The organism is Pseudomonas sp. HD6422 (genome assembly GCF_025377065.1).
GTDB lineage: Bacteria > Pseudomonadota > Gammaproteobacteria > Pseudomonadales > Pseudomonadaceae > Aquipseudomonas > Aquipseudomonas putida_U.
The window spans coordinates 1-17,432 of sequence record NZ_JAHWIW010000032.1 but is presented as its reverse complement, the minus strand read 5'-3'; the positions used below and the strand labels follow the sequence as shown (position 1 = coordinate 17,432).

Annotated in this window: 17 protein-coding genes; 14 read left to right on the top strand and 3 right to left on the bottom strand. The window is 63.5% G+C overall.

The genetic code is table 11. The features are described from left to right. Window positions 1-66 precede the first annotated feature (66 nt). The 14 genes from flhA (at window position 67) to KY379_RS21115 (ending at window position 14,149) form a co-directional block, all read left to right on the top strand. Window positions 67-2,196, top strand: a complete 2,130-nt coding sequence (gene flhA, locus KY379_RS21180) for a flagellar biosynthesis protein FlhA (protein WP_133328364.1) — start codon at window positions 67-69, stop codon at window positions 2,194-2,196. Between the two features lie 11 nt (window positions 2,197-2,207). Then, complete coding sequence (flhF, locus tag KY379_RS21175) at window positions 2,208-3,515, top strand: flagellar biosynthesis protein FlhF (RefSeq protein ID WP_261241316.1); 1,308 nt, start codon at window positions 2,208-2,210, stop codon at window positions 3,513-3,515. A gap of 98 nt (window positions 3,516-3,613) precedes the next feature. Further along, window positions 3,614-4,456 (top strand): flagellar synthesis regulator FleN, encoded by an 843-nt coding sequence (gene fleN / locus KY379_RS21170; RefSeq protein ID WP_196171850.1) that lies wholly within the window; start codon window positions 3,614-3,616, stop codon window positions 4,454-4,456. Then, the gene (fliA, locus tag KY379_RS21165) at window positions 4,453-5,193 is read left to right on the top strand and encodes an RNA polymerase sigma factor FliA (protein ID WP_133328370.1); all 741 of its coding nucleotides are present in this window, start codon (window positions 4,453-4,455) and stop codon (window positions 5,191-5,193) included. Before fleN ends, fliA begins: the two co-directional genes overlap by 4 nt. Before the next feature lie 103 nt (window positions 5,194-5,296). Further along, complete coding sequence (locus tag KY379_RS21160; RefSeq protein ID WP_133328372.1) at window positions 5,297-5,671, top strand: chemotaxis response regulator CheY; 375 nt, start codon at window positions 5,297-5,299, stop codon at window positions 5,669-5,671. An 18-nt stretch (window positions 5,672-5,689) separates the two neighbouring features. After that, window positions 5,690-6,478, top strand: a complete 789-nt coding sequence (locus KY379_RS21155; protein WP_133328374.1) for a protein phosphatase CheZ — start codon at window positions 5,690-5,692, stop codon at window positions 6,476-6,478. Window positions 6,479-6,490: 12 nt separating this feature from the next. After that, window positions 6,491-8,710, top strand: a complete 2,220-nt coding sequence (locus tag KY379_RS21150; protein ID WP_261241313.1) for a chemotaxis protein CheA — start codon at window positions 6,491-6,493, stop codon at window positions 8,708-8,710. Window positions 8,711-8,757: 47 nt separating this feature from the next. Next, on the top strand, window positions 8,758-9,885 hold the full coding sequence (locus KY379_RS21145) for a chemotaxis response regulator protein-glutamate methylesterase (RefSeq protein ID WP_261241311.1): 1,128 nt from the start codon (window positions 8,758-8,760) through the stop codon (window positions 9,883-9,885). Beyond that, window positions 9,885-10,625 (top strand): flagellar motor protein, encoded by a 741-nt coding sequence (locus KY379_RS21140; protein WP_133328380.1) that lies wholly within the window; start codon window positions 9,885-9,887, stop codon window positions 10,623-10,625. Before KY379_RS21145 ends, KY379_RS21140 begins: the two co-directional genes overlap by 1 nt. A 3-nt stretch (window positions 10,626-10,628) precedes the next feature. Further along, window positions 10,629-11,474 carry a flagellar motor protein MotD gene (gene motD, locus KY379_RS21135; protein WP_133328382.1) on the top strand — a complete coding sequence of 282 codons (846 nt, stop codon included), beginning with the start codon at window positions 10,629-10,631 and terminating at the stop codon, window positions 11,472-11,474. Between the two features lie 83 nt (window positions 11,475-11,557). Further along, the gene (locus KY379_RS21130; protein WP_196171785.1) at window positions 11,558-12,349 is read left to right on the top strand and encodes a ParA family protein; all 792 of its coding nucleotides are present in this window, start codon (window positions 11,558-11,560) and stop codon (window positions 12,347-12,349) included. Then, a complete protein-coding gene (locus KY379_RS21125) occupies window positions 12,346-13,230 on the top strand; it encodes a CheW domain-containing protein (protein ID WP_133328386.1) in 885 nt (294 codons plus the stop codon). The genes KY379_RS21130 and KY379_RS21125 overlap by 4 nt, the downstream gene beginning before the upstream one ends. A gap of 42 nt (window positions 13,231-13,272) precedes the next feature. Next, window positions 13,273-13,752 carry a chemotaxis protein CheW gene (locus tag KY379_RS21120; protein ID WP_003254393.1) on the top strand — a complete coding sequence of 160 codons (480 nt, stop codon included), beginning with the start codon at window positions 13,273-13,275 and terminating at the stop codon, window positions 13,750-13,752. A gap of 1 nt (window position 13,753) precedes the next feature. Further along, window positions 13,754-14,149, top strand: a complete 396-nt coding sequence (locus KY379_RS21115; RefSeq protein ID WP_133328388.1) for a DUF2802 domain-containing protein — start codon at window positions 13,754-13,756, stop codon at window positions 14,147-14,149. A 35-nt stretch (window positions 14,150-14,184) separates the two neighbouring features. On the opposite strand, the gene KY379_RS21110 is transcribed toward KY379_RS21115, so the two are convergent. Genes KY379_RS21110 through KY379_RS21100 form a run of 3 tightly spaced genes read right to left on the bottom strand, consistent with a single transcriptional unit; the run spans window position 14,185 to window position 17,311 of the window. After that, on the bottom strand, window positions 14,185-14,310 hold the full coding sequence (locus KY379_RS21110; protein ID WP_261261840.1) for a hypothetical protein: 126 nt from the start codon (window positions 14,308-14,310) through the stop codon (window positions 14,185-14,187). 13 nt (window positions 14,311-14,323) lie between these two features. Continuing rightward, window positions 14,324-16,909, bottom strand: coding sequence for a dermonecrotic toxin domain-containing protein (locus KY379_RS21105; RefSeq protein ID WP_261241305.1), 2,586 nt, complete (start codon window positions 16,907-16,909; stop codon window positions 14,324-14,326). Between the two features lie 57 nt (window positions 16,910-16,966). Then, entirely contained in the window at window positions 16,967-17,311 is a 345-nt protein-coding gene (locus KY379_RS21100; protein WP_261241304.1) for an EscU/YscU/HrcU family type III secretion system export apparatus switch protein, read from the bottom strand. Between the last annotated feature and the right edge of the window lie 121 nt (window positions 17,312-17,432).

Below are 17,432 nucleotides of genomic sequence, written 5' to 3'. Positions count from 1 at the left end.
GGCTTCTTGCACAGCCACGCCGAAACGCCCTGTGGGCGTCAAAGTTTTGCAGCAAGAGGACTCGCGGTGGATCGCACTCAGTTAATCAGCAACGCTCGCAACAACCTGGCCGGTCTCGGCCGGGGCAGCCTGGGCGTGCCGCTGCTGTTGCTGGTGATGTTGGCAATGATGATGTTGCCGATGCCGCCGTTCCTGCTCGACGTGTTCTTCACCTTCAACATCGCTTTGTCGATCGTGGTCCTGCTGGTCTGCGTGTATGCCCTGCGCCCGCTGGATTTCGCCGCCTTCCCGACCATTCTGCTGGTGGCCACGCTGCTGCGCCTGGCGTTGAACGTGGCGTCCACCCGGGTGGTCATGCTCCACGGCCAGGAGGGGCATGGCGCTGCCGGTAAGGTGATTCAGGCCTTTGGTGAAGTGGTCATCGGCGGCAACTACGTCGTCGGTGCCGTGGTGTTCGCCATCCTCATGATCATCAACTTCGTGGTCGTGACCAAAGGTGCCGGACGTATTTCCGAGGTCAGCGCGCGCTTCACCCTGGACGCCATGCCGGGCAAGCAGATGGCCATCGACGCCGACCTCAACGCCGGTCTGATCGACCAGGCGGGGGCCAAGGCACGGCGTGCCGAAGTGGCCCAGGAAGCCGAGTTCTACGGCTCGATGGACGGTGCCAGCAAATTCGTCCGCGGCGATGCCATCGCCGGTCTGTTGATCCTCTTCATCAACCTCATCGGCGGCATTCTGATCGGTATGCTGCAGCACAACATGTCGTTCAGCGAGGCTGGCAAGGTCTACGCATTGCTGACCATCGGTGACGGTTTGGTGGCGCAATTGCCATCACTGCTGCTGTCCACCGCCGCTGCGATCATGGTTACCCGTGCCTCGGGTTCCGAGGATATGGGCAAGCTGATCAATCGGCAGATGTTCGATTCGCCCAAAGCCCTGGCCGTGTCCGGCGCGCTGATGGTGGTCATGGGCTTGGTGCCAGGCATGCCGCACATCGCCTTCCTCAGTCTGGGCTTGCTGGCGGGCGGCGGTGCCTACCTGGTGTGGAAGAAGCAACAGGCGACCAAGGCGGCGGCGCAAGCCGAAGCCAAGCGCCAGCAGGATCTGCTGCCTTCGCCGCAGCGGGCGATGGAAACCAAGGAACTGGGCTGGGACGATGTCACCCCGATCGACATGATCGGCCTGGAAGTCGGTTACCGGCTGATCCCGTTGGTCGACCGCAATCAGGGAGGTCAACTGCTGGCGCGGATCAAGGGGGTGCGCAAGAAGCTGTCCCAGGACCTGGGCTTCCTCATGCCGACCGTGCACATTCGCGACAACCTCGACCTGCAACCCAGTGCCTATCGCCTGACGCTGATGGGCGTGATCCTCTCCGAAGCCGAGATCTACCCGGACCGTGAGCTGGCGATCAACCCAGGTCAGGTGTTCGGCACGCTGAACGGCATTGCCGCGCGTGATCCGGCGTTCGGCCTGGAGGCGGTGTGGATCGATGTCGGTCAGCGCGCCCAGGCGCAATCGCTGGGCTATACCGTGGTCGACGCCAGTACCGTGGTCGCCACCCACCTCAATCAGATCCTGCAGAAGCACTGCCACGAACTGATCGGCCACGAAGAGGTTCAGCAATTGCTGGCGGTATTGGGCAAAGCTTCGCCGAAACTGGCCGAAGAGCTGGTGCCGGGTGTCATTTCGTTGTCGGGGCTGCTCAAGGTACTGCAAGCGCTGCTCGCCGAGCAGGTGCCGGTGCGAGATATCCGCAGCATTGCCGAAGCCATCGCCAATAACGCTGGCAAGAGTCAAGATACCGCCGCGCTGGTCGCCGCAGTGCGCGTCGGATTGTGTCGCGCCATCGTGCAAAGCATTGTCGGCACTGAGTCCGAGCTGCCTGTGATCACCTTGGAGCCAAGGTTGGAACAGATTTTGCTCAATAGTCTGCAAAGGGCCGGACAAGGTCAGGAAGAAGGTGTTCTTCTGGAACCGAGCATGGCCGAAAAGCTGCAGCGTTCGTTGATCGAAGCGGCCCAGCGTCAGGAGATGCAAGGCCAGGCGGCCATCCTTCTGGTGGCAGGCCCGATCCGCGCCATGCTGTCGCGCTTCGGTCGCCTGGCCGTACCGAATTTGCATGTTCTGGCGTATCAGGAAATACCGGACAACAAGCAAGTCACCATCGTTGCCACCGTGGGCCCAAATGGCTGAGGTAGTGGGTTATGCAAGTTAAGCGTTTTTTCGCCGCCGATATGCGCCAGGCCATGAAGCTGGTTCGTGATGAGCTCGGCTCCGATGCCGCCATCATCGGCAACCGTCGCATCGCCGGTGGCGTCGAACTCACTGCCGCGCTGGACTACAAGCTGTCGGCCCTGGCGCCGCGGGTACCCAATGCCGAGCTCGAGGAAGAGCTGCGCAAGACGCAGTCGCGTATCGCCTCGGCCCAGGCCGAGTTGGCCAGCCGCGAAGGCGAGGCCTTGGGGAACCGCCAATTGTTCGCCGGCCAGTCGCTGACCGCCGCCGAGCCGTTGATCGAGCCCCATGTCGATGAGCCGGTGGCACCAGCGCCGGCACCGGCTGCGGCGGTCGACCCGCGTCTGTTCGATGCCATGCGCTCGGAGCTCTCGGGCCTGCGTGAACTGCTCGAAGTGCAGCTCGGCTCGCTCGCCTGGGGGCAGTTGCAAGGCAATCAGCCGCAGCAGGCCAACCTCTGGCGGCGCCTGTTGCGCATCGGCCTGTCCGGGCCGATCGCCCGACAACTGCTCGATCTCACCCAGGGCATCGAAGAGCCGCGCCAGGCCTGGCGCATGCTGCTGGCACACCTGGCGCGGATGATCGAAGTGCCTGAGGTCGAGCCGATCGAAGAGGGCGGGGTGATCGCCATGGTCGGCCCGGCCGGCATGGGCAAGACCACCACGCTGGCCAAGCTGGCGGCGCGCTATGTGCTCAAGTACGGCCCGGCCAATGTCGCGCTGGTGAGCATGGACAGTTTTCGCATCGGCGCCCAGGAGCAGCTCAAGACTTTGGGCCGTATCCTCAACGTGCCGGTCACCTATGTCGATCCGGGCGAGTCCTTGGCCCAGGCCCTGGAGCCGCTGCTGCGCAAGCGTGTGGTGCTGATCGACACCGCTGGCCTGCAAGCCAGCGATCCGGCTCTGCGTATGCAACTGGAAACCCTGGCCGGGCGTGGCATCGCTGCGAAGAATTACCTGGTACTGGCCACCACCAGCCAGAAGCAGGTGCTGACGGCCGCCTACCACAGCTACAAGCGCTGCGGCCTGGCTGGATGTATCCTGACCAAACTCGATGAGACGGCGAGCCTCGGCGAAGTGCTGAGCCTGGCCATCAGTCATGAACTGCCCGTGGCCTATCTGACCGATGGCCCGCGCATTCCTGACGACCTGCACTTGCCGCGCAAGCACCAACTGGTGAGTCGCGCCGTCAGCGTGCAGATGCAGGACGAGCCCAGCGAGGAGGCCATGGCCGACATGTTCGCTGATCTCTATCACAACCCGCGCCGTGCGGGTTGAAGGCAAGACATGTGCAAGACAGCTATACCAAAGTACCTACACCCAGGGGCCTGCACGCTTGCCCCTCGTGTGGCCCAGGTCCAAGCGAGACAAGGTAAATAACAGATATGGGTAGCATGCACCCCGTACAGGTGATCGCCGTGACTGGCGGCAAAGGTGGCGTCGGCAAGACCAATGTTTCAGTGAATCTGTCACTGGCATTGGCCGAGCTCGGCCGCCGCGTCATGCTGCTGGACGCCGACCTTGGCCTGGCCAACGTCGACGTGCTGCTGGGGCTGACCCCCAAGCGCACCATCGCCGATGTCATCGAAGGCCGTTGCGAACTGCGCGATGTCCTGCTGCAAGGTCCCAACGGTGTGCGCATCGTACCGGCGGCCTCGGGCACGCAAAGCATGGTGCACCTCGCGCCGGCCCAGCACGCTGGCCTGATTCAGGCCTTCAGCGAGATCGGCGACAACCTCGACGTACTGGTCATCGACACCGCTGCCGGTATCGGTGACTCGGTGGTCAGCTTCGTGCGGGCCGCCCAGGAAGTGCTGCTGGTGGTGTGCGACGAACCCACCTCCATCACCGATGCCTACGCACTGATCAAGCTGCTCAACCGTGACTATGGGATGAGCCGTTTCCGCGTCCTGGCCAACATGGCGCAGAGTCCCCAAGAGGGGCGCAACCTGTTCGCCAAGCTGACCAAGGTGACCGATCGCTTCCTCGACGTGGCCCTGCAGTACGTCGGCGCCGTGCCCTACGACGAATGCGTGCGCAAGGCGGTGCAGAAGCAGCGCGCGGTCTACGAGGCCTTCCCGCGCTCGAAATGCGCCTTGGCGTTCAAGGCGATCGCGCAGAAGGTCGACAGCTGGCCGCTGCCGGCCAACCCGCGTGGCCATCTGGAATTCTTCGTCGAGCGCCTGGTGCAACCCAGCAGCGCGGGGCCGGTGTTATGAACGCCAGCGGCTTCAAGATGTACAGCAAGGCGTCCAAGGATGCCCAGTACGAGCTGATCGAGCGCTATGCGCCGCTGGTCAAGCGTATCGCTTATCACCTGCTGGCACGCCTGCCGGCCAACGTCCAGGTCGAAGACCTGATTCAGGCCGGCATGATCGGCCTGCTGGAAGTGGCCAACAAATACGATGCCAGCAAGGGTGCGAGCTTCGAAACCTACGCTGGCATCCGCATCCGTGGGGCCATGCTCGACGAGGTCCGCAAGGGTGACTGGGCACCCCGCTCGGTGCACCGCAACACTCGCATGGTCAGCGACGCGATGCGCGCCGTCGAAGCAAGAACGGGACGTGACGCTAAAGATCACGAGGTTGCTGCCGAACTCCAATTGAGTCTCGATGATTACTACGGGATTTTGAACGATACCTTGGGTAGTCGCCTGTTCAGCTTCGACGACCTGTTGCAGGACGGCGAGCACGAAGGGTTGCATGAGGACGGCGCCAGTGGCCAGGTCGAGCCTTCGCGGGATTTGGAAGAAGAGCGCTTCCAGGCTGCCCTGGCCGATGCCATCGCCAACCTGCCGGAGCGCGAGCGCCTGGTGCTGGCGCTGTACTACGACGAGGAGCTGAACCTCAAGGAAATCGGTGAGGTGCTGGGGGTCAGCGAATCGCGTGTCAGCCAGTTGCATAGCCAGTGCGCCGCGCGTCTGCGCAGCCGCCTTGGAGAATGGCGGGCACGTTGAGCCCGGGGTCGTTGCAGTCGTTTGCCGTTGTACCGAATTGATTGAGTGCGTGCTCGCAGGCGAGCGCGTTTGAGACTGCTTGGAGGTCTAATTGAACAAAGACATGAAAATCCTCATCGTTGACGACTTCTCGACGATGCGGCGGATCATCAAGAACCTGTTGCGTGATCTGGGCTTCACCAATACCGATGAAGCCGATGACGGCACCACGGCGCTGCCGATGCTCGAAAGCGGCCACTACGACTTCCTGGTGACCGACTGGAACATGCCGGGTATGTCCGGTATCGACCTGCTGCGCAAGGTGCGCGCTCACGAGCGCCTCAAGGGCATGCCGGTGCTGATGGTGACTGCCGAGGCCAAGCGCGACCAGATCATCGAAGCGGCCCAGGCCGGCGTCAATGGTTATGTGGTCAAGCCGTTCACCGCCCAGGTGCTCAAAGAAAAGATCGAGAAGATCTTCGAACGCGTCAACGGCTGAGTCACGTCAGGGGGCGCCATGGAACCATCACATTCGTCTTTGGGGGAGTTCGAGTCGACCCTGAAGAAACATGCCGAGGAATTGGTCGAGAGCCTGGAAAAGGGTCGTTTCGGCGATGCGGTGCAGCTGATTCACCAGCTGAACCAGACCCGCGACCGCGGCCTGTACCAGGAAGTCGGCAAGCTCACCCGCGAGCTGCACAGTGCGATCGTCAGCTTCCAGATCGACCCGCGCATGCCGCAGGCCGAGGAAGTTTCGCAGATCACCGACGCCACCGAGCGCCTGTCCTACGTGGTGAAGCTCACCGAGGGCGCCGCCAACCGCACCATGGATCTGGTGGAGCAGGGCACTCCGGTGCTCAACGAGCTGGCGGCCGAGGCGCAGAACCTGAGTGTCGATTGGCAGCGTTTCATGCGCCGCGAAGTCGCTGCGCCGGAGTTCCGTGACCTGGTCAAGCGCGTCGACAGTTTCCTGACGCATAGCGCCGAGGGCAACCGCCAGGTCGCCGGCTACCTCAACGACATTCTCCTGGCCCAGGACTACCAAGACCTCACTGGCCAGGTGATCAAACGGGTCACCGCATTGGTGACCGAAGTCGAAAGCAATCTGCTCAAGCTCGTGCTGATGGCCAGTCAGGTCGACCGCTTTGCCGGTATCGAACATGACCATCAACAGCTGCGCGCTGAAAAAGATCAAGAAAAACATCCGACTCGGGGTGAAGGTCCGCAGATTCATGCCGATAAGCGTGAAGACGTCGTATCCGGTCAGGATGACGTCGACGATCTGCTGTCCAGCCTGGGTTTTTAAGGAGCACGTTTAATGAGCTTCGGCGCCGATGAAGAAATCCTTCAGGATTTCCTGGTAGAAGCCGGCGAAATTCTTGAGCAACTGTCCGAGCAACTGGTCGAGCTGGAAAGCCGGCCCGACGATGCCGACCTGCTCAATGCGATCTTTCGCGGTTTCCACACTGTAAAAGGGGGCGCCGGCTTCCTTCAGCTCAACGAGCTGGTGGAGTGCTGCCATATCGCCGAGAACGTGTTCGACATCCTGCGCAAAGGTGAGCGCCGGGTCGACGCAGAACTGATGGACGTGGTGCTTGCCGCGCTCGATACGGTCAACAGCATGTTCGGCCAGGTGCGCGAGCGCAGCGAAGTGACCCCGGCCACCCCGGAGCTGCTGGCGGCGCTGTCGCGCTTGGCAGAGCCAGCTTCGGCCGACGAGGCCCCCGCGGTCGCCGAGCCCGAGGCTGTACTCGAGGCCCCCGCAGCGCAAGAGGACATCACCGACACCGAGTTCGAGCAACTGCTCGACTCGCTCGATGCGGTCAAGGCCGAAGCGGCTGCTGCTGAGCTCACGCAGGGCGAGGCTGCCGGTGGCGAAGGTGACGAAATCACCGACGCCGAGTTCGAGTCGCTGCTCGACCAGTTGCACGGCAAGGGTCAGTTCAGTGCCGAAGCGGTCGCCAGCGAGTCGCCCGCGGTCGCCAAAGAGCCGGCCAGTGACGAGATCACCGACGAAGAGTTCGAGTCGTTGCTCGACCAGTTGCATGGCAAGGGCACCTTCCAAGCCGATGCCCTGACGACGGCCAGCGCCGCAACGGCAGAGCCCGCTGCTGGCGGTGACGAAATCAGCGACCATGAATTCGAAGCGCTGCTCGATCAATTGCACGGCAAAGGCAAGTTCTCCGGTGAGGCGGTCGCAGCGCCGGCGCCTGCCGCCGTGGCCAGCAAGCCCCAGGCCAAGCCTGAAGCCAAGGCCGAGCCCAAGCCTGAACCCAAGCCGGCTGCTACTGCTCCGGCAGCGGTCGCCAAGCCTGCTGCGCCGGCCCGTACCGCTGCGCCGGTGGCGGAAAAGCCGGTGGCCAGCGAAGCGGAAACCACCGTACGGGTCGATACTGCGCGCCTGGACGAGATCATGAACATGGTCGGCGAACTGGTGCTGGTGCGTAACCGCCTGGTGCGCCTGGGCCTGAACAGTGGCGACGAGGCCATGTCCAAGGCCGTGTCGAACCTCGACGTGGTCACCGCCGACCTGCAGACCGCGGTCATGAAGACCCGCATGCAGCCGATCAAGAAGGTCTTCGGGCGCTTCCCGCGCCTGGTTCGCGACCTGGCCCGCCAGCTCAAGAAAGAGATCAACCTGGAACTGGTCGGCGAAGAAACCGACCTCGACAAGAACCTCGTCGAGGCCCTGGCCGACCCGTTGGTGCACTTGGTGCGCAACGCCGTCGACCACGGTGTCGAGATGCCCGAAGAGCGCGAGGCCTCGGGTAAACCCCGGACCGGTCACGTGGTGCTCTCGGCGGAGCAGGAAGGCGACCATATCCTCTTGTCGATCTCCGACGACGGCAAGGGCATGGACCCGAACGTGCTGCGCGCCAAGGCCGTGGAAAAGGGCCTGATGGACAAGGACGCTGCCGACCGCCTGAGCGAATCGGATTGCTACAACCTGATCTTCGCCCCGGGGTTCTCGACCAAGACCGAGATTTCCGACGTGTCCGGCCGTGGTGTCGGCATGGACGTGGTGAAGACCAAGATCTCCCAGCTCAACGGCTCGATCAACATCTACTCGGCCAAGGGCCAGGGTTCGAAGATCGTCATCAAGGTGCCGCTGACCCTGGCGATCATGCCGACCCTGATGGTCATGCTGGGCAATCAGGCATTCGCCTTCCCGCTGGTCAACGTCAACGAGATCTTCCACCTGGACCTGTCGCGCACCAACGTGGTCGACGGCCAGGAAGTGGTGATCGTGCGCGACAAGGCGCTGCCGCTGTTCTATCTCAAGCGCTGGCTGGTCCAGGACCAGGTGCACGAGGAGCAGCGCGAGGGCCATGTGGTGATCCTGTCGGTCGGGACCCAGCGCATCGGTTTCGTGGTCGACCAATTGGTCGGCCAGGAAGAGGTGGTGATCAAGCCGCTGGGCAAGATGCTCCAGGGAACCCCCGGCATGTCTGGCGCCACCATCACCGGTGACGGCCGCATCGCGCTGATTCTCGACGTTCCGAGCATGCTCAAGCGTTACGCGGCGCGGCGTATTTGATTCTGCTGGCGCTCCCCGCGAGGGGCGCGCCGGCTAATGGAGTGTTTATGGCAGTCAAGGTCCTGGTGGTGGATGATTCCGGTTTCTTCCGCCGCCGTGTCTCGGAAATCCTCTCGGCCGACCCGACCATCCAGGTCGTGGGCACCGCGACCAATGGCAGGGAGGCGATCGACCAGGCGCTGTCGCTCAAGCCCGATGTCATCACCATGGACTATGAAATGCCCATGATGGATGGCATTACCGCGGTACGGCACATCATGCAGCGGTGCCCGACGCCGGTGTTGATGTTCTCCTCGCTGACCCACGAAGGCGCCCGCGTCACCCTCGACGCCCTGGACGCCGGTGCGGTCGACTACCTGCCGAAGAACTTCGAGGACATCTCGCGCAACCCGGAAAAGGTCAAGCAACTGCTGTGCGAGAAGGTCCACACCATTTCCCGCAGCAATCGCCGCTTCGGCAGCTACGCCGGCCCTGCAGCGGCCACCGCAGCCGCCCCGGCCAGTACCGCGCAGGCGCCTGCCAGCAGCCTGGCGTCGGCCACCCCGGCACCGGTGCGCAGTGCTGCGCCTGCTCGTGTCGCGCCTGCAGCGGCGTCGCCTGCGCCCAAGCGCAAACCCTACAAATTGGTGGCCATCGGTACCTCCACCGGCGGCCCGGTGGCCTTGCAGCGAGTGCTGACCCAGTTGCCAGCCAGCTTCCCGGCTCCCATCGTGTTGATCCAGCACATGCCGGCGGCATTCACCAAGGCCTTTGCCGAACGCCTCGACAAGCTGTGCAAGATCAGCGTCAAGGAAGCCGAGGACGGCGACGTGCTGCGCCCAGGCCTGGCCCTGCTGGCCCCAGGTGGCAAGCAGATGATGGTCGATGGCCGGGGTGCGGTGAAGATCCTGCCGGGCGATGAGCGCCTGAACTACAAGCCGTGCGTGGACATCACCTTCGGCTCGGCGGCTAAGTCCTATGGCGACAAGGTCCTCTCGGTGGTGCTCACCGGCATGGGCGCGGACGGGCGCGAGGGCGCGCGGTTGCTCAAGCAGGGCGGCAGCACGGTGTGGGCCCAGGATGAAGCCAGTTGCGTGATCTACGGCATGCCCATGGCCATCGTCAAAGCCAACCTGGCCGATGCGGTGTACAGCCTGGACGAGATCGGCAAGCACCTGGTTGAGGCCTGCGTCTGATGGATGTGTTGAGCCTGATCGGCCTGAGCCTGGCCTTCGTCGCCATCGTCGGCGGCAATTTCCTCGAAGGTGGCCATGTCGGTGCCCTGATCAACGGCCCCGCCGGCCTGATCGTGCTAGGCGGTACCCTGGCGGCGGCACTGTTGCAATCGCCGTTGCCGGCGTTCAAGCGGGCGCTGCAGATCCTGCGCTGGATCATCTTCCCGCCACGGGTCGACCTGGCCGGGGGTATCGACCGGGTGGTCAACTGGAGCCTGACAGCGCGCAAGGAAGGCCTGCTGGGTCTTGAAGGCGTCGCCGATGGCGAGCCCGACCCGTACGCGCGCAAGGGCCTGCAACTGCTGGTCGATGGCGCCGAGCCTGAGTCGATCCGCAGCATTCTCGAGGTCGATTTCCTGACCCAGGAGGCTCGTGATATCCAGGCCGCCAAGGTGTTCGAAAGCATGGGGGGCTACGCGCCGACCATCGGCATCATCGGTGCGGTGATGGGGCTGATCCACGTCATGGGCAACCTCGCCGACCCGTCGCAGTTGGGCAACGGCATCGCCGTGGCCTTCGTCGCCACCATCTATGGTGTGGCCAGTGCCAACCTGATACTGCTGCCGGTCGCCAACAAGCTGAAGGCCATCGTCCTGCGCCAGTCGCGCTACCGCGAGATGCTGCTCGAGGGGCTGCTGTCGATTGCCGAAGGGGAAAATCCACGCTCGATCGAGCTGAAGCTGCAAGGCTTCATGGAGTAACCCATGCGTCGCCGCCGTCATACCGAAGAACACGAGAATCACGAACGTTGGCTGGTGTCGTACGCCGACTTCATCACCTTGCTGTTCGCGTTCTTCGTGGTCATGTACTCGATTTCTTCGATCAACGAAGGCAAGTACAAGGTCATCTCCCAGGCCCTGCTGGGGGTGTTCAACGACCCCGAGCGGGCGATGAAACCCATCCCAATCGGCGAGGAGCGGCCGCTGAGCGTGCGCCCGGCCGAGCCGTTGATCAAGGACAGCGAGCAGACCGATGCGGGCCTTGCGCAAACCAGCGTCGATCCGCTCAAGGCCATCAGCGACGACGTGCGCGATGCCTTCGGCGACCTGATCAAATCCGACCAGATGACCGTGCGCGGCAACGAACTGTGGGTCGAGATCGAACTGAACTCTTCGCTGCTGTTCGGCAGCGGTGATGCCATGCCCAGCGACAAGGCGTTCGACATCATCGAAAAGGTGGCGAACATCCTCAAGCCGTTCGCCAACCCGGTCCATGTGGAAGGCTTCACCGACAACCTGCCGATCCGCACCGCGCAGTTCCCGACCAACTGGGAGCTGTCCTCGGCACGGGCGGCGAGCATCGTGCGCCTGCTGGCGATGGAGGGGGTCAACCCGGCGCGCATGGCAGCGGTGGGCTATGGCGAGTACCAGCCGGTAGCCGGCAACGATACCGCCGAAGGCCGGGCACGCAACCGTCGGGTGGTGTTGGTGATTTCCCGTAACCTCGAAGTGCGCCGCAGCCTGACCGGTTCAGGGAGTGCCAACGCCACGCCGGATGCGGCCTTGCGCCGTGCTGGCACACAAAGTGCACCAGCAGTCGGGAGTCGTTGACTCGTCAATTCTCCGTCACGGCGTCAGCTTGAGGGTGCGATCCCGCAAGGATGGGCGCTAAATTCATGAGTCAGAGTTGTCCTATGAGAGTCTGGGCAGTAGCCAATCAAAAAGGTGGCGTCGGCAAGACCACCACCACGATCGCCCTGGCCGGCCTGTTGGCCGAGGCGGGTAAGCGCGTGGTCGTCGTCGACCTCGACCCCCATGGCTCGATGACCAGCTATTTCGGCCACAACCCCGATGCGCTGGAGCACAGCTGCTACGACCTGTTCCTGCACAAAGGCGCGGTGCCCGAGGGCCTGCCCGGCCAATTGCTGCTGCCGACCAGCGACGAGCGCATTTCCCTGCTGCCCTCGAGCACCGCGCTGGCGGTGCTCGAGCGCCAGTCACCGGGACAGAACGGCCTGGGCCTGGTGGTCGCCAAGAGTCTGGCGCAACTGTGGCAGGATTTCGACTTCGCCCTGATCGACAGCCCTCCCTTGCTCGGGGTGCTCATGGTCAATGCCCTGGCTGCCAGCCAGCAGTTGGTGATTCCGGTGCAGACCGAGTTTCTCGCGGTCAAGGGCCTGGAGCGCATGATCGGCACCCTGGCCATGATCAACCGTTCGCGCAAGCAGGCCCTGCCTTACCAGATCGTCCCGACTCTCTTCGATCGCCGCACCCAGGCTTCGCTGGGCACGCTCAAGGTGCTGCGCGACACGTACGACCAGCAAGTCTGGCAGGGTTATATCCCAGTCGATACGCGCCTGCGCGACGCCAGCCGCAACGGCGTCACGCCGTCGCAGTTCGATGGCAAGAGCCGCGGGGTGATCGCCTATCGGGCCTTGCTCAAGCACTTGCTCACCTATAAAACTGCGCTGCGGGTGGCCTCATGAACCGTCCTGTCGGTACCCGTCCGCAACTGGCCTTGCAGTCGTACCTCGATGGATTGTTGCAGGAAGCCACCGAGCCCGACGAGTCGAGCGAGGTCGCCCAGGTCCTTACCGCCGAGCCAGGCGATGAATTCGCCGCCGCCGTGCGCGAAGAGCAGGCTTTCGATGCCCGCCAGCAAGCGTCCGTGGCGCCACCCACCAGGCGGCCCTTCGCCGAGCCGCAGGCAGCGATCCTGCCGGCCGTGATGCCAGTCGAAGAACCGGTGGTCGCGGTGGTTGCCGCCGACGTGGTAGCCGAGGCGAGTATTCCGGTCTTGACCGAAGTCCAGGCCGCCGAGCCGGTAGCGCCCCTGGTCGACCTGCACCTGCCGATAGCCGGCGTGCCGACGCCGCCGACCACGGTCGATGGTCGCCCGGCCTGGGCCGCTGAGCCGTTCGAGTGCCTGTTGTTCGACGTCGCCGGGCTGACCCTGGCGGTGCCGCTGGTGTGCCTGGGTTCGATCTACAGCCTCGAAGGCCAGGAGCTGACACCGCTGTTCGGCCAGCCGGACTGGTTCCTCGGCATCCTCACCTGCCAGGCCGGCAACTTGAAGGTATTGGACACCGCGCGTTGGGTCATGCCCGACCGCTATCGCGATGATTTCCGCCAGGGCTTGCACTATGTGATTTCGGTGCAGGGCTATGAATGGGGACTGGCGGTGCATCAGGTCAGCCGCTCGCTGCGCTTGGACCCGAACGAGATCAAATGGCGCAGCCAGCGCGGCCAGCGCCCGTGGTTGGCCGGTACGGTCATCGAACACATGTGTGCGCTGCTGGATGTCGCCGAGCTGGCCGAGTTGATCGCCAGCGGCGCCGTCAAGCAGATGCACAGCCAACAGCAATGACACCTAACACACCGCCAACGGCGGATTTCAAGGGGTAGGGGAATGAAAAAGTCGTCCGCACAAGGTTCCGAAGATCCGATCCTGCAGTGGGTAACCTTCCGTCTGGACAACGAGTCCTACGGCATCAACGTGATGCAGGTGCAGGAAGTGCTGCGCTATACCGAAATCGCTCCCGTGCCGGGTGCGCCAAGTTATGTGCTGGGCATCATCAACCTGCGCGGCAACGTGGTGACGGTGATCGACACCCGCCAGCGTTTCGGCCTGATGCCGACCGAGGTGACCGACAACACCCGCATCGTCATCATCGAGGCGGACAAGCAGGTGGTGGGCATTCTGGTCGACAGCGTTGCCGAAGTGGTCTACCTGCGCCAGTCCGAGATCGAGACCGCGCCGAACGTGGGCAACGAAGAGTCAGCCAAGTTCATCCAGGGCGTTTGCAACAAGAACGGTGAGCTGTTGATCCTGGTCGAGCTGGACAAGATGATGACCGAGGAAGAGTGGTCCGAGCTGGAGAACATCTGAGTTGATTTTCGAGGCTGCTGTCATCTTCCTGGCGCTGCTCTGGGCAGTGAGCCTGTGGTTGTTCCTCAACTACAGCAAGCGCCAGCGAGAAATGGCCGCCGAACAGGCGGCGGGCGATGCGCTGCGTGATCAGCGCATCAAGGACTTGGCCAAACGCCTGGACGACTACCAGAACGGTACCGTGCGCATGGGCGAGGCCATTCACGAGCTGCGCGCGGTGTTGGCGCCGCTGCCCGAGAAAGTCCAGCAACTCGAGCAGCGTGATCCCAACAGCGTGACCTTCACCCAGGCGGCCAAGCTGGTCGGCATGGGCGCCAGTGTCTCCGAACTCACCGAAACCTGCGGCCTGACCCAGGCCGAGGCAGAGTTGATGAGGAAGTTGCACCGAAGCGAATGACCCAAATGGGCGTCCCGAAGCGCGCGGCTGCGCGCTCAGGCCGCCCAGCTGTGTGCCTGTCCCATCTTCGCGACCCTGTCCAGGGGTACGTGTTCGCGCAGTGCGCGGGTCAACTCGCTGAAGTCCACGGTGGCCGCGATGTCATGAATCGGCGACGCCATCAGGTTGCACACCTCACGCAACTGCCTGAGCCAGGGTAGGCGTTCGTCGATCACATCGTTGAGCACTCCAGGTCCACTGATCAGGCTGAGCTTGCGCGCGTAGTCGCGGAAGGGCAGGGGTTGCAGGATCGGGACGCGTGCGGTAGAAGGCAGGGGTCTGGGCGTAGCGCTGGAGGATGCGCTCGGAAATCGCATCGAGCGTCGGGTTGCCTGGGTGGCTGCCGATCATGCTGCTGTTGAACTTGATGTGCATGCCCAGCAGGTCATTGGACACCGGCGGCGAAAGCACCAGGCCATCCTGGGTGGTCTTGAGCTCGATTCGCTGCAAGGGCAACTCTGCTTGTGCGTCGGAGGCCAGTAGCAGGCGGTCATCGGCATCCAGGTAGAGCCCGCCATAATGCTTGAGCAGGCGATAACGCAGGACGTCGCAGGCCGAGCTGAAATTTCTCGCTAACCCGCCATTGCCCTCGATGGCGTCCCGGTACTGGCGGTAGTAAGGCGATCGAGCGAAGTCGTGGAAGAAGCCTTGGTCTTCCAGAGGCATCAGTAACGCGTTCGGCGCCTGTCGGCGCAATAGCCGCAAGTTGCCTTGATAGACCGCGTGGTTCTCCCGCGACAGAAAGACCTGGTAGCGATACGCGGTGCCCTGCAAGGCTTGTGCATTGTGGGTCAGCGCTTCGAGAAACTCTCCCTGCAGCGGCTGATCGCCCAGCCAGACGCTGCTCACCACCTGGGGAATGGCGGTGCGCTGCAGATCGGTAAAGCTCTGCAAGTCCAGCGGCAGCTGCAGATCGATCCCCAGCCCGCGCAAGGTGGCCATGCGTTGCGCATTGTTGGAGATGCGCGGCCCGGAGGTGGTGGCAACCAGGGCAAACTCACCGTCGCCCTGGATGATCCAGCGCGTAGGCTCGGGCAACCGGGCGTCCTGAATGCGGATGAAGCTGTCACTGGACACTTCGTACTGCACCCAGTCGTTGATGATGCCGCGATCGGTTCGCAGCCAGGCAGCGAAGCGAGCGTATAAACGCTCGTCGATGCGCGCCACCAGGGTCGAGGTGGCTTGCGCCGAGACGATCACAGGTTCACGGAACGCCAGTTCGGCGGGCTCGAGCTCCAACTCTTCGACCTGCGGCGCAGCACCGACCGGCACTTCCAGCAGCTCTGCAAGACGTTTGCTGGAGAAGAACCCGCGACGGGCGTAGGCAAATACGCTCGCGGGCCGCGCGACGATATTGCCCAGCCCAGGCAGGGCATTGAACAGACCGAATACTTGTTCGCTCAGCCCCTGCTCGCGCTGTTGCAGGTCCTTGCCGTTGATCGCCGCGTCCAGGCCCAGGCCGAATTGTCCGACGCCGCCAGCCAATAACAGCGGCGACAGTTCGGGTAGCACGATGACCAGAGGAGCGAGGAGGGTCGTCATCAGGTTCAGATAGGACCCCCAGCGCGCTTTGTCGATTTCGTGGTTGCTGGTGATCTGGCTGTCGGCGTCGGCGTAGGCGCGTTGTTTCTGCAGCTGGGTCAGGGCTTGGAACAGGTCTCCCTCGATGGGCGGACTGTACTTCTCGGGCCTGAAGTTGATGACGTTTTCCGGTTTCCAGAAACCACTGGTGGCGAAGCCCGGATGCTCGGCAGACAGGCGATGCGGGCGTGGATACAAGCCCAGCCCGTCGAGCGCGGTGCGCAGGCCGCTGAATTCCAGGCCGTCCGGCCAATCGGCACGAGCGAAGTGGCCGAGCAGGGCTGCCCGTTTGTCGCTCTCGCGGCACTGCGCCGCCAGCCACTGCTGCATGGCCGTAGCGCTGGCGAACTCATGGAAGGGCGACAGGTTGCCCGGAATGTACAGTATCACCTGCGGCCGCGATGCCTGGCTGATCTGCACGATGCTCGATGAGACATACCCGTAGATGTTGAGCATCGTGGTCCGGACATCCTGGCGCGGCGTCAGGCCTGCAGCCCGCCAGATCGCCAACTGGCTGTCGGCCGAGAGGCTCCCAGCCTGGACCTGCCGGTTGCAGGCAGCGATGAAGGCGATCTTCAGGGCCCGTTGGTAGTGCACCTGGCGGCGTTGCCAGTAGGTATCCAGCCGGGACTTGAAATCGGTGTGGAAATGCAGGTTCCAGAGATAGGACTGGAAGTCCTCGGCGCGTACGGGCAGGCGTGTGTCGGGGGCGTAGCGGGCAGCTTGAGTACGTCGATAGAGCCCGTTGAAGATCAGGTAGGGGGACGCGTTGGAGAACAGGCCCAGCGGCTCCAGGCGCTCGACCAGCTTCACTGGTCCGGTCGGTGCGATGCCAGCCCAGTTGCCGTAGTGAAAGCCGCCGTACCCGGCAGCGCTTTCGCCCTGCCAGTTGGCCAGGAGGGCTTCGACCAGGTTCATCTTCTGAGTGATGACGGCATTGTCCTGGGTGTACGCCCGACCCTCGCCCAAGGGTTCGGTCTGATAATGGAAGGTGATGACGTCGATATCGAGCGGGCTGTCGGTGATGCCTTGCGCGGCTAGCCAAGTCTGCAGCTTCTCTTTGGCGATCAGGTCCGGCCGGGGGATATCGAGCAGTGCCTGGCGGACCAGGCCGCGGTTGGCAGGGGGGATGGTGTGCATATGCTGGCCTTCGGGTTGAAAGCGTCCAGCGTGCCGTGTCGGTGGCCCTCGGGCGCGTTAGATAGTGCTATCGCTCGGGGGCAACGCCTGGGTGACGGGGGACACGTCGCGTGGGGACGTCGGGCTATCGTCGAAGCCAGGTGGCACCTTGCCGCGCAACTGCCAGGCGAAAGCGATGATTTCGGCGATGGTCAGGTACAGCGCCTGGGGAATCTGCTCGCCCAGCTCCAGGCGCGCCAGCAGGCGCACCAGCTCGGCGTTCTCGTAAATGGGTACCTCGTGCTCGCGGGCCAGGGCGAGGATAGCTTCGGCCAGGGCATCGTCGCCTTTGGCGCTGAGGGTCGGTGCCTGTTGGCCGTCGTAGCTCAAGGCAATGGCCTGGCGCGGTTGTCTGTCGTTCATCGGTTTTCTCCGCGAGATACCCCGTACTTTAGTGCGGGGAGGGGTAGCGAGGCGTGCGAACTGCGCGCCCTTACGCCGGCCTGTCTTGCTGCTCGATGTAGCGCCGAACCCCGTGCAATGG

Bases quoted from the DNA above. Each gene is read 5' to 3' on its own strand.
- flhF (WP_261241316.1), top strand. From the start codon at position 2,208: ATGCAAGTTAAGCGTTTTTTCGCCGCCGATATGCGCCAGGCCATGAAG.
- fliA (WP_133328370.1), top strand. From the start codon at position 4,453: ATGAACGCCAGCGGCTTCAAGATGTACAGCAAGGCGTCCAAGGATGCC.
- KY379_RS21160 (WP_133328372.1), top strand. From the start codon at position 5,297: ATGAAAATCCTCATCGTTGACGACTTCTCGACGATGCGGCGGATCATC.
- KY379_RS21155 (WP_133328374.1), top strand. From the start codon at position 5,690: ATGGAACCATCACATTCGTCTTTGGGGGAGTTCGAGTCGACCCTGAAG.
- KY379_RS21150 (WP_261241313.1), top strand. From the start codon at position 6,491: ATGAGCTTCGGCGCCGATGAAGAAATCCTTCAGGATTTCCTGGTAGAA.
- KY379_RS21145 (WP_261241311.1), top strand. From the start codon at position 8,758: ATGGCAGTCAAGGTCCTGGTGGTGGATGATTCCGGTTTCTTCCGCCGC.
- KY379_RS21140 (WP_133328380.1), top strand. From the start codon at position 9,885: ATGGATGTGTTGAGCCTGATCGGCCTGAGCCTGGCCTTCGTCGCCATC.
- motD (WP_133328382.1), top strand. From the start codon at position 10,629: ATGCGTCGCCGCCGTCATACCGAAGAACACGAGAATCACGAACGTTGG.
- KY379_RS21130 (WP_196171785.1), top strand. From the start codon at position 11,558: ATGAGAGTCTGGGCAGTAGCCAATCAAAAAGGTGGCGTCGGCAAGACC.
- KY379_RS21125 (WP_133328386.1), top strand. From the start codon at position 12,346: ATGAACCGTCCTGTCGGTACCCGTCCGCAACTGGCCTTGCAGTCGTAC.
- KY379_RS21120 (WP_003254393.1), top strand. From the start codon at position 13,273: ATGAAAAAGTCGTCCGCACAAGGTTCCGAAGATCCGATCCTGCAGTGG.
- KY379_RS21110 (WP_261261840.1), bottom strand. From the start codon at position 14,310: ATGGCGTCGCCGATTCATGACATCGCGGCCACCGTGGACTTCAGCGAG.
- KY379_RS21105 (WP_261241305.1), bottom strand. From the start codon at position 16,909: ATGCACACCATCCCCCCTGCCAACCGCGGCCTGGTCCGCCAGGCACTG.
- KY379_RS21100 (WP_261241304.1), bottom strand. From the start codon at position 17,311: ATGAACGACAGACAACCGCGCCAGGCCATTGCCTTGAGCTACGACGGC.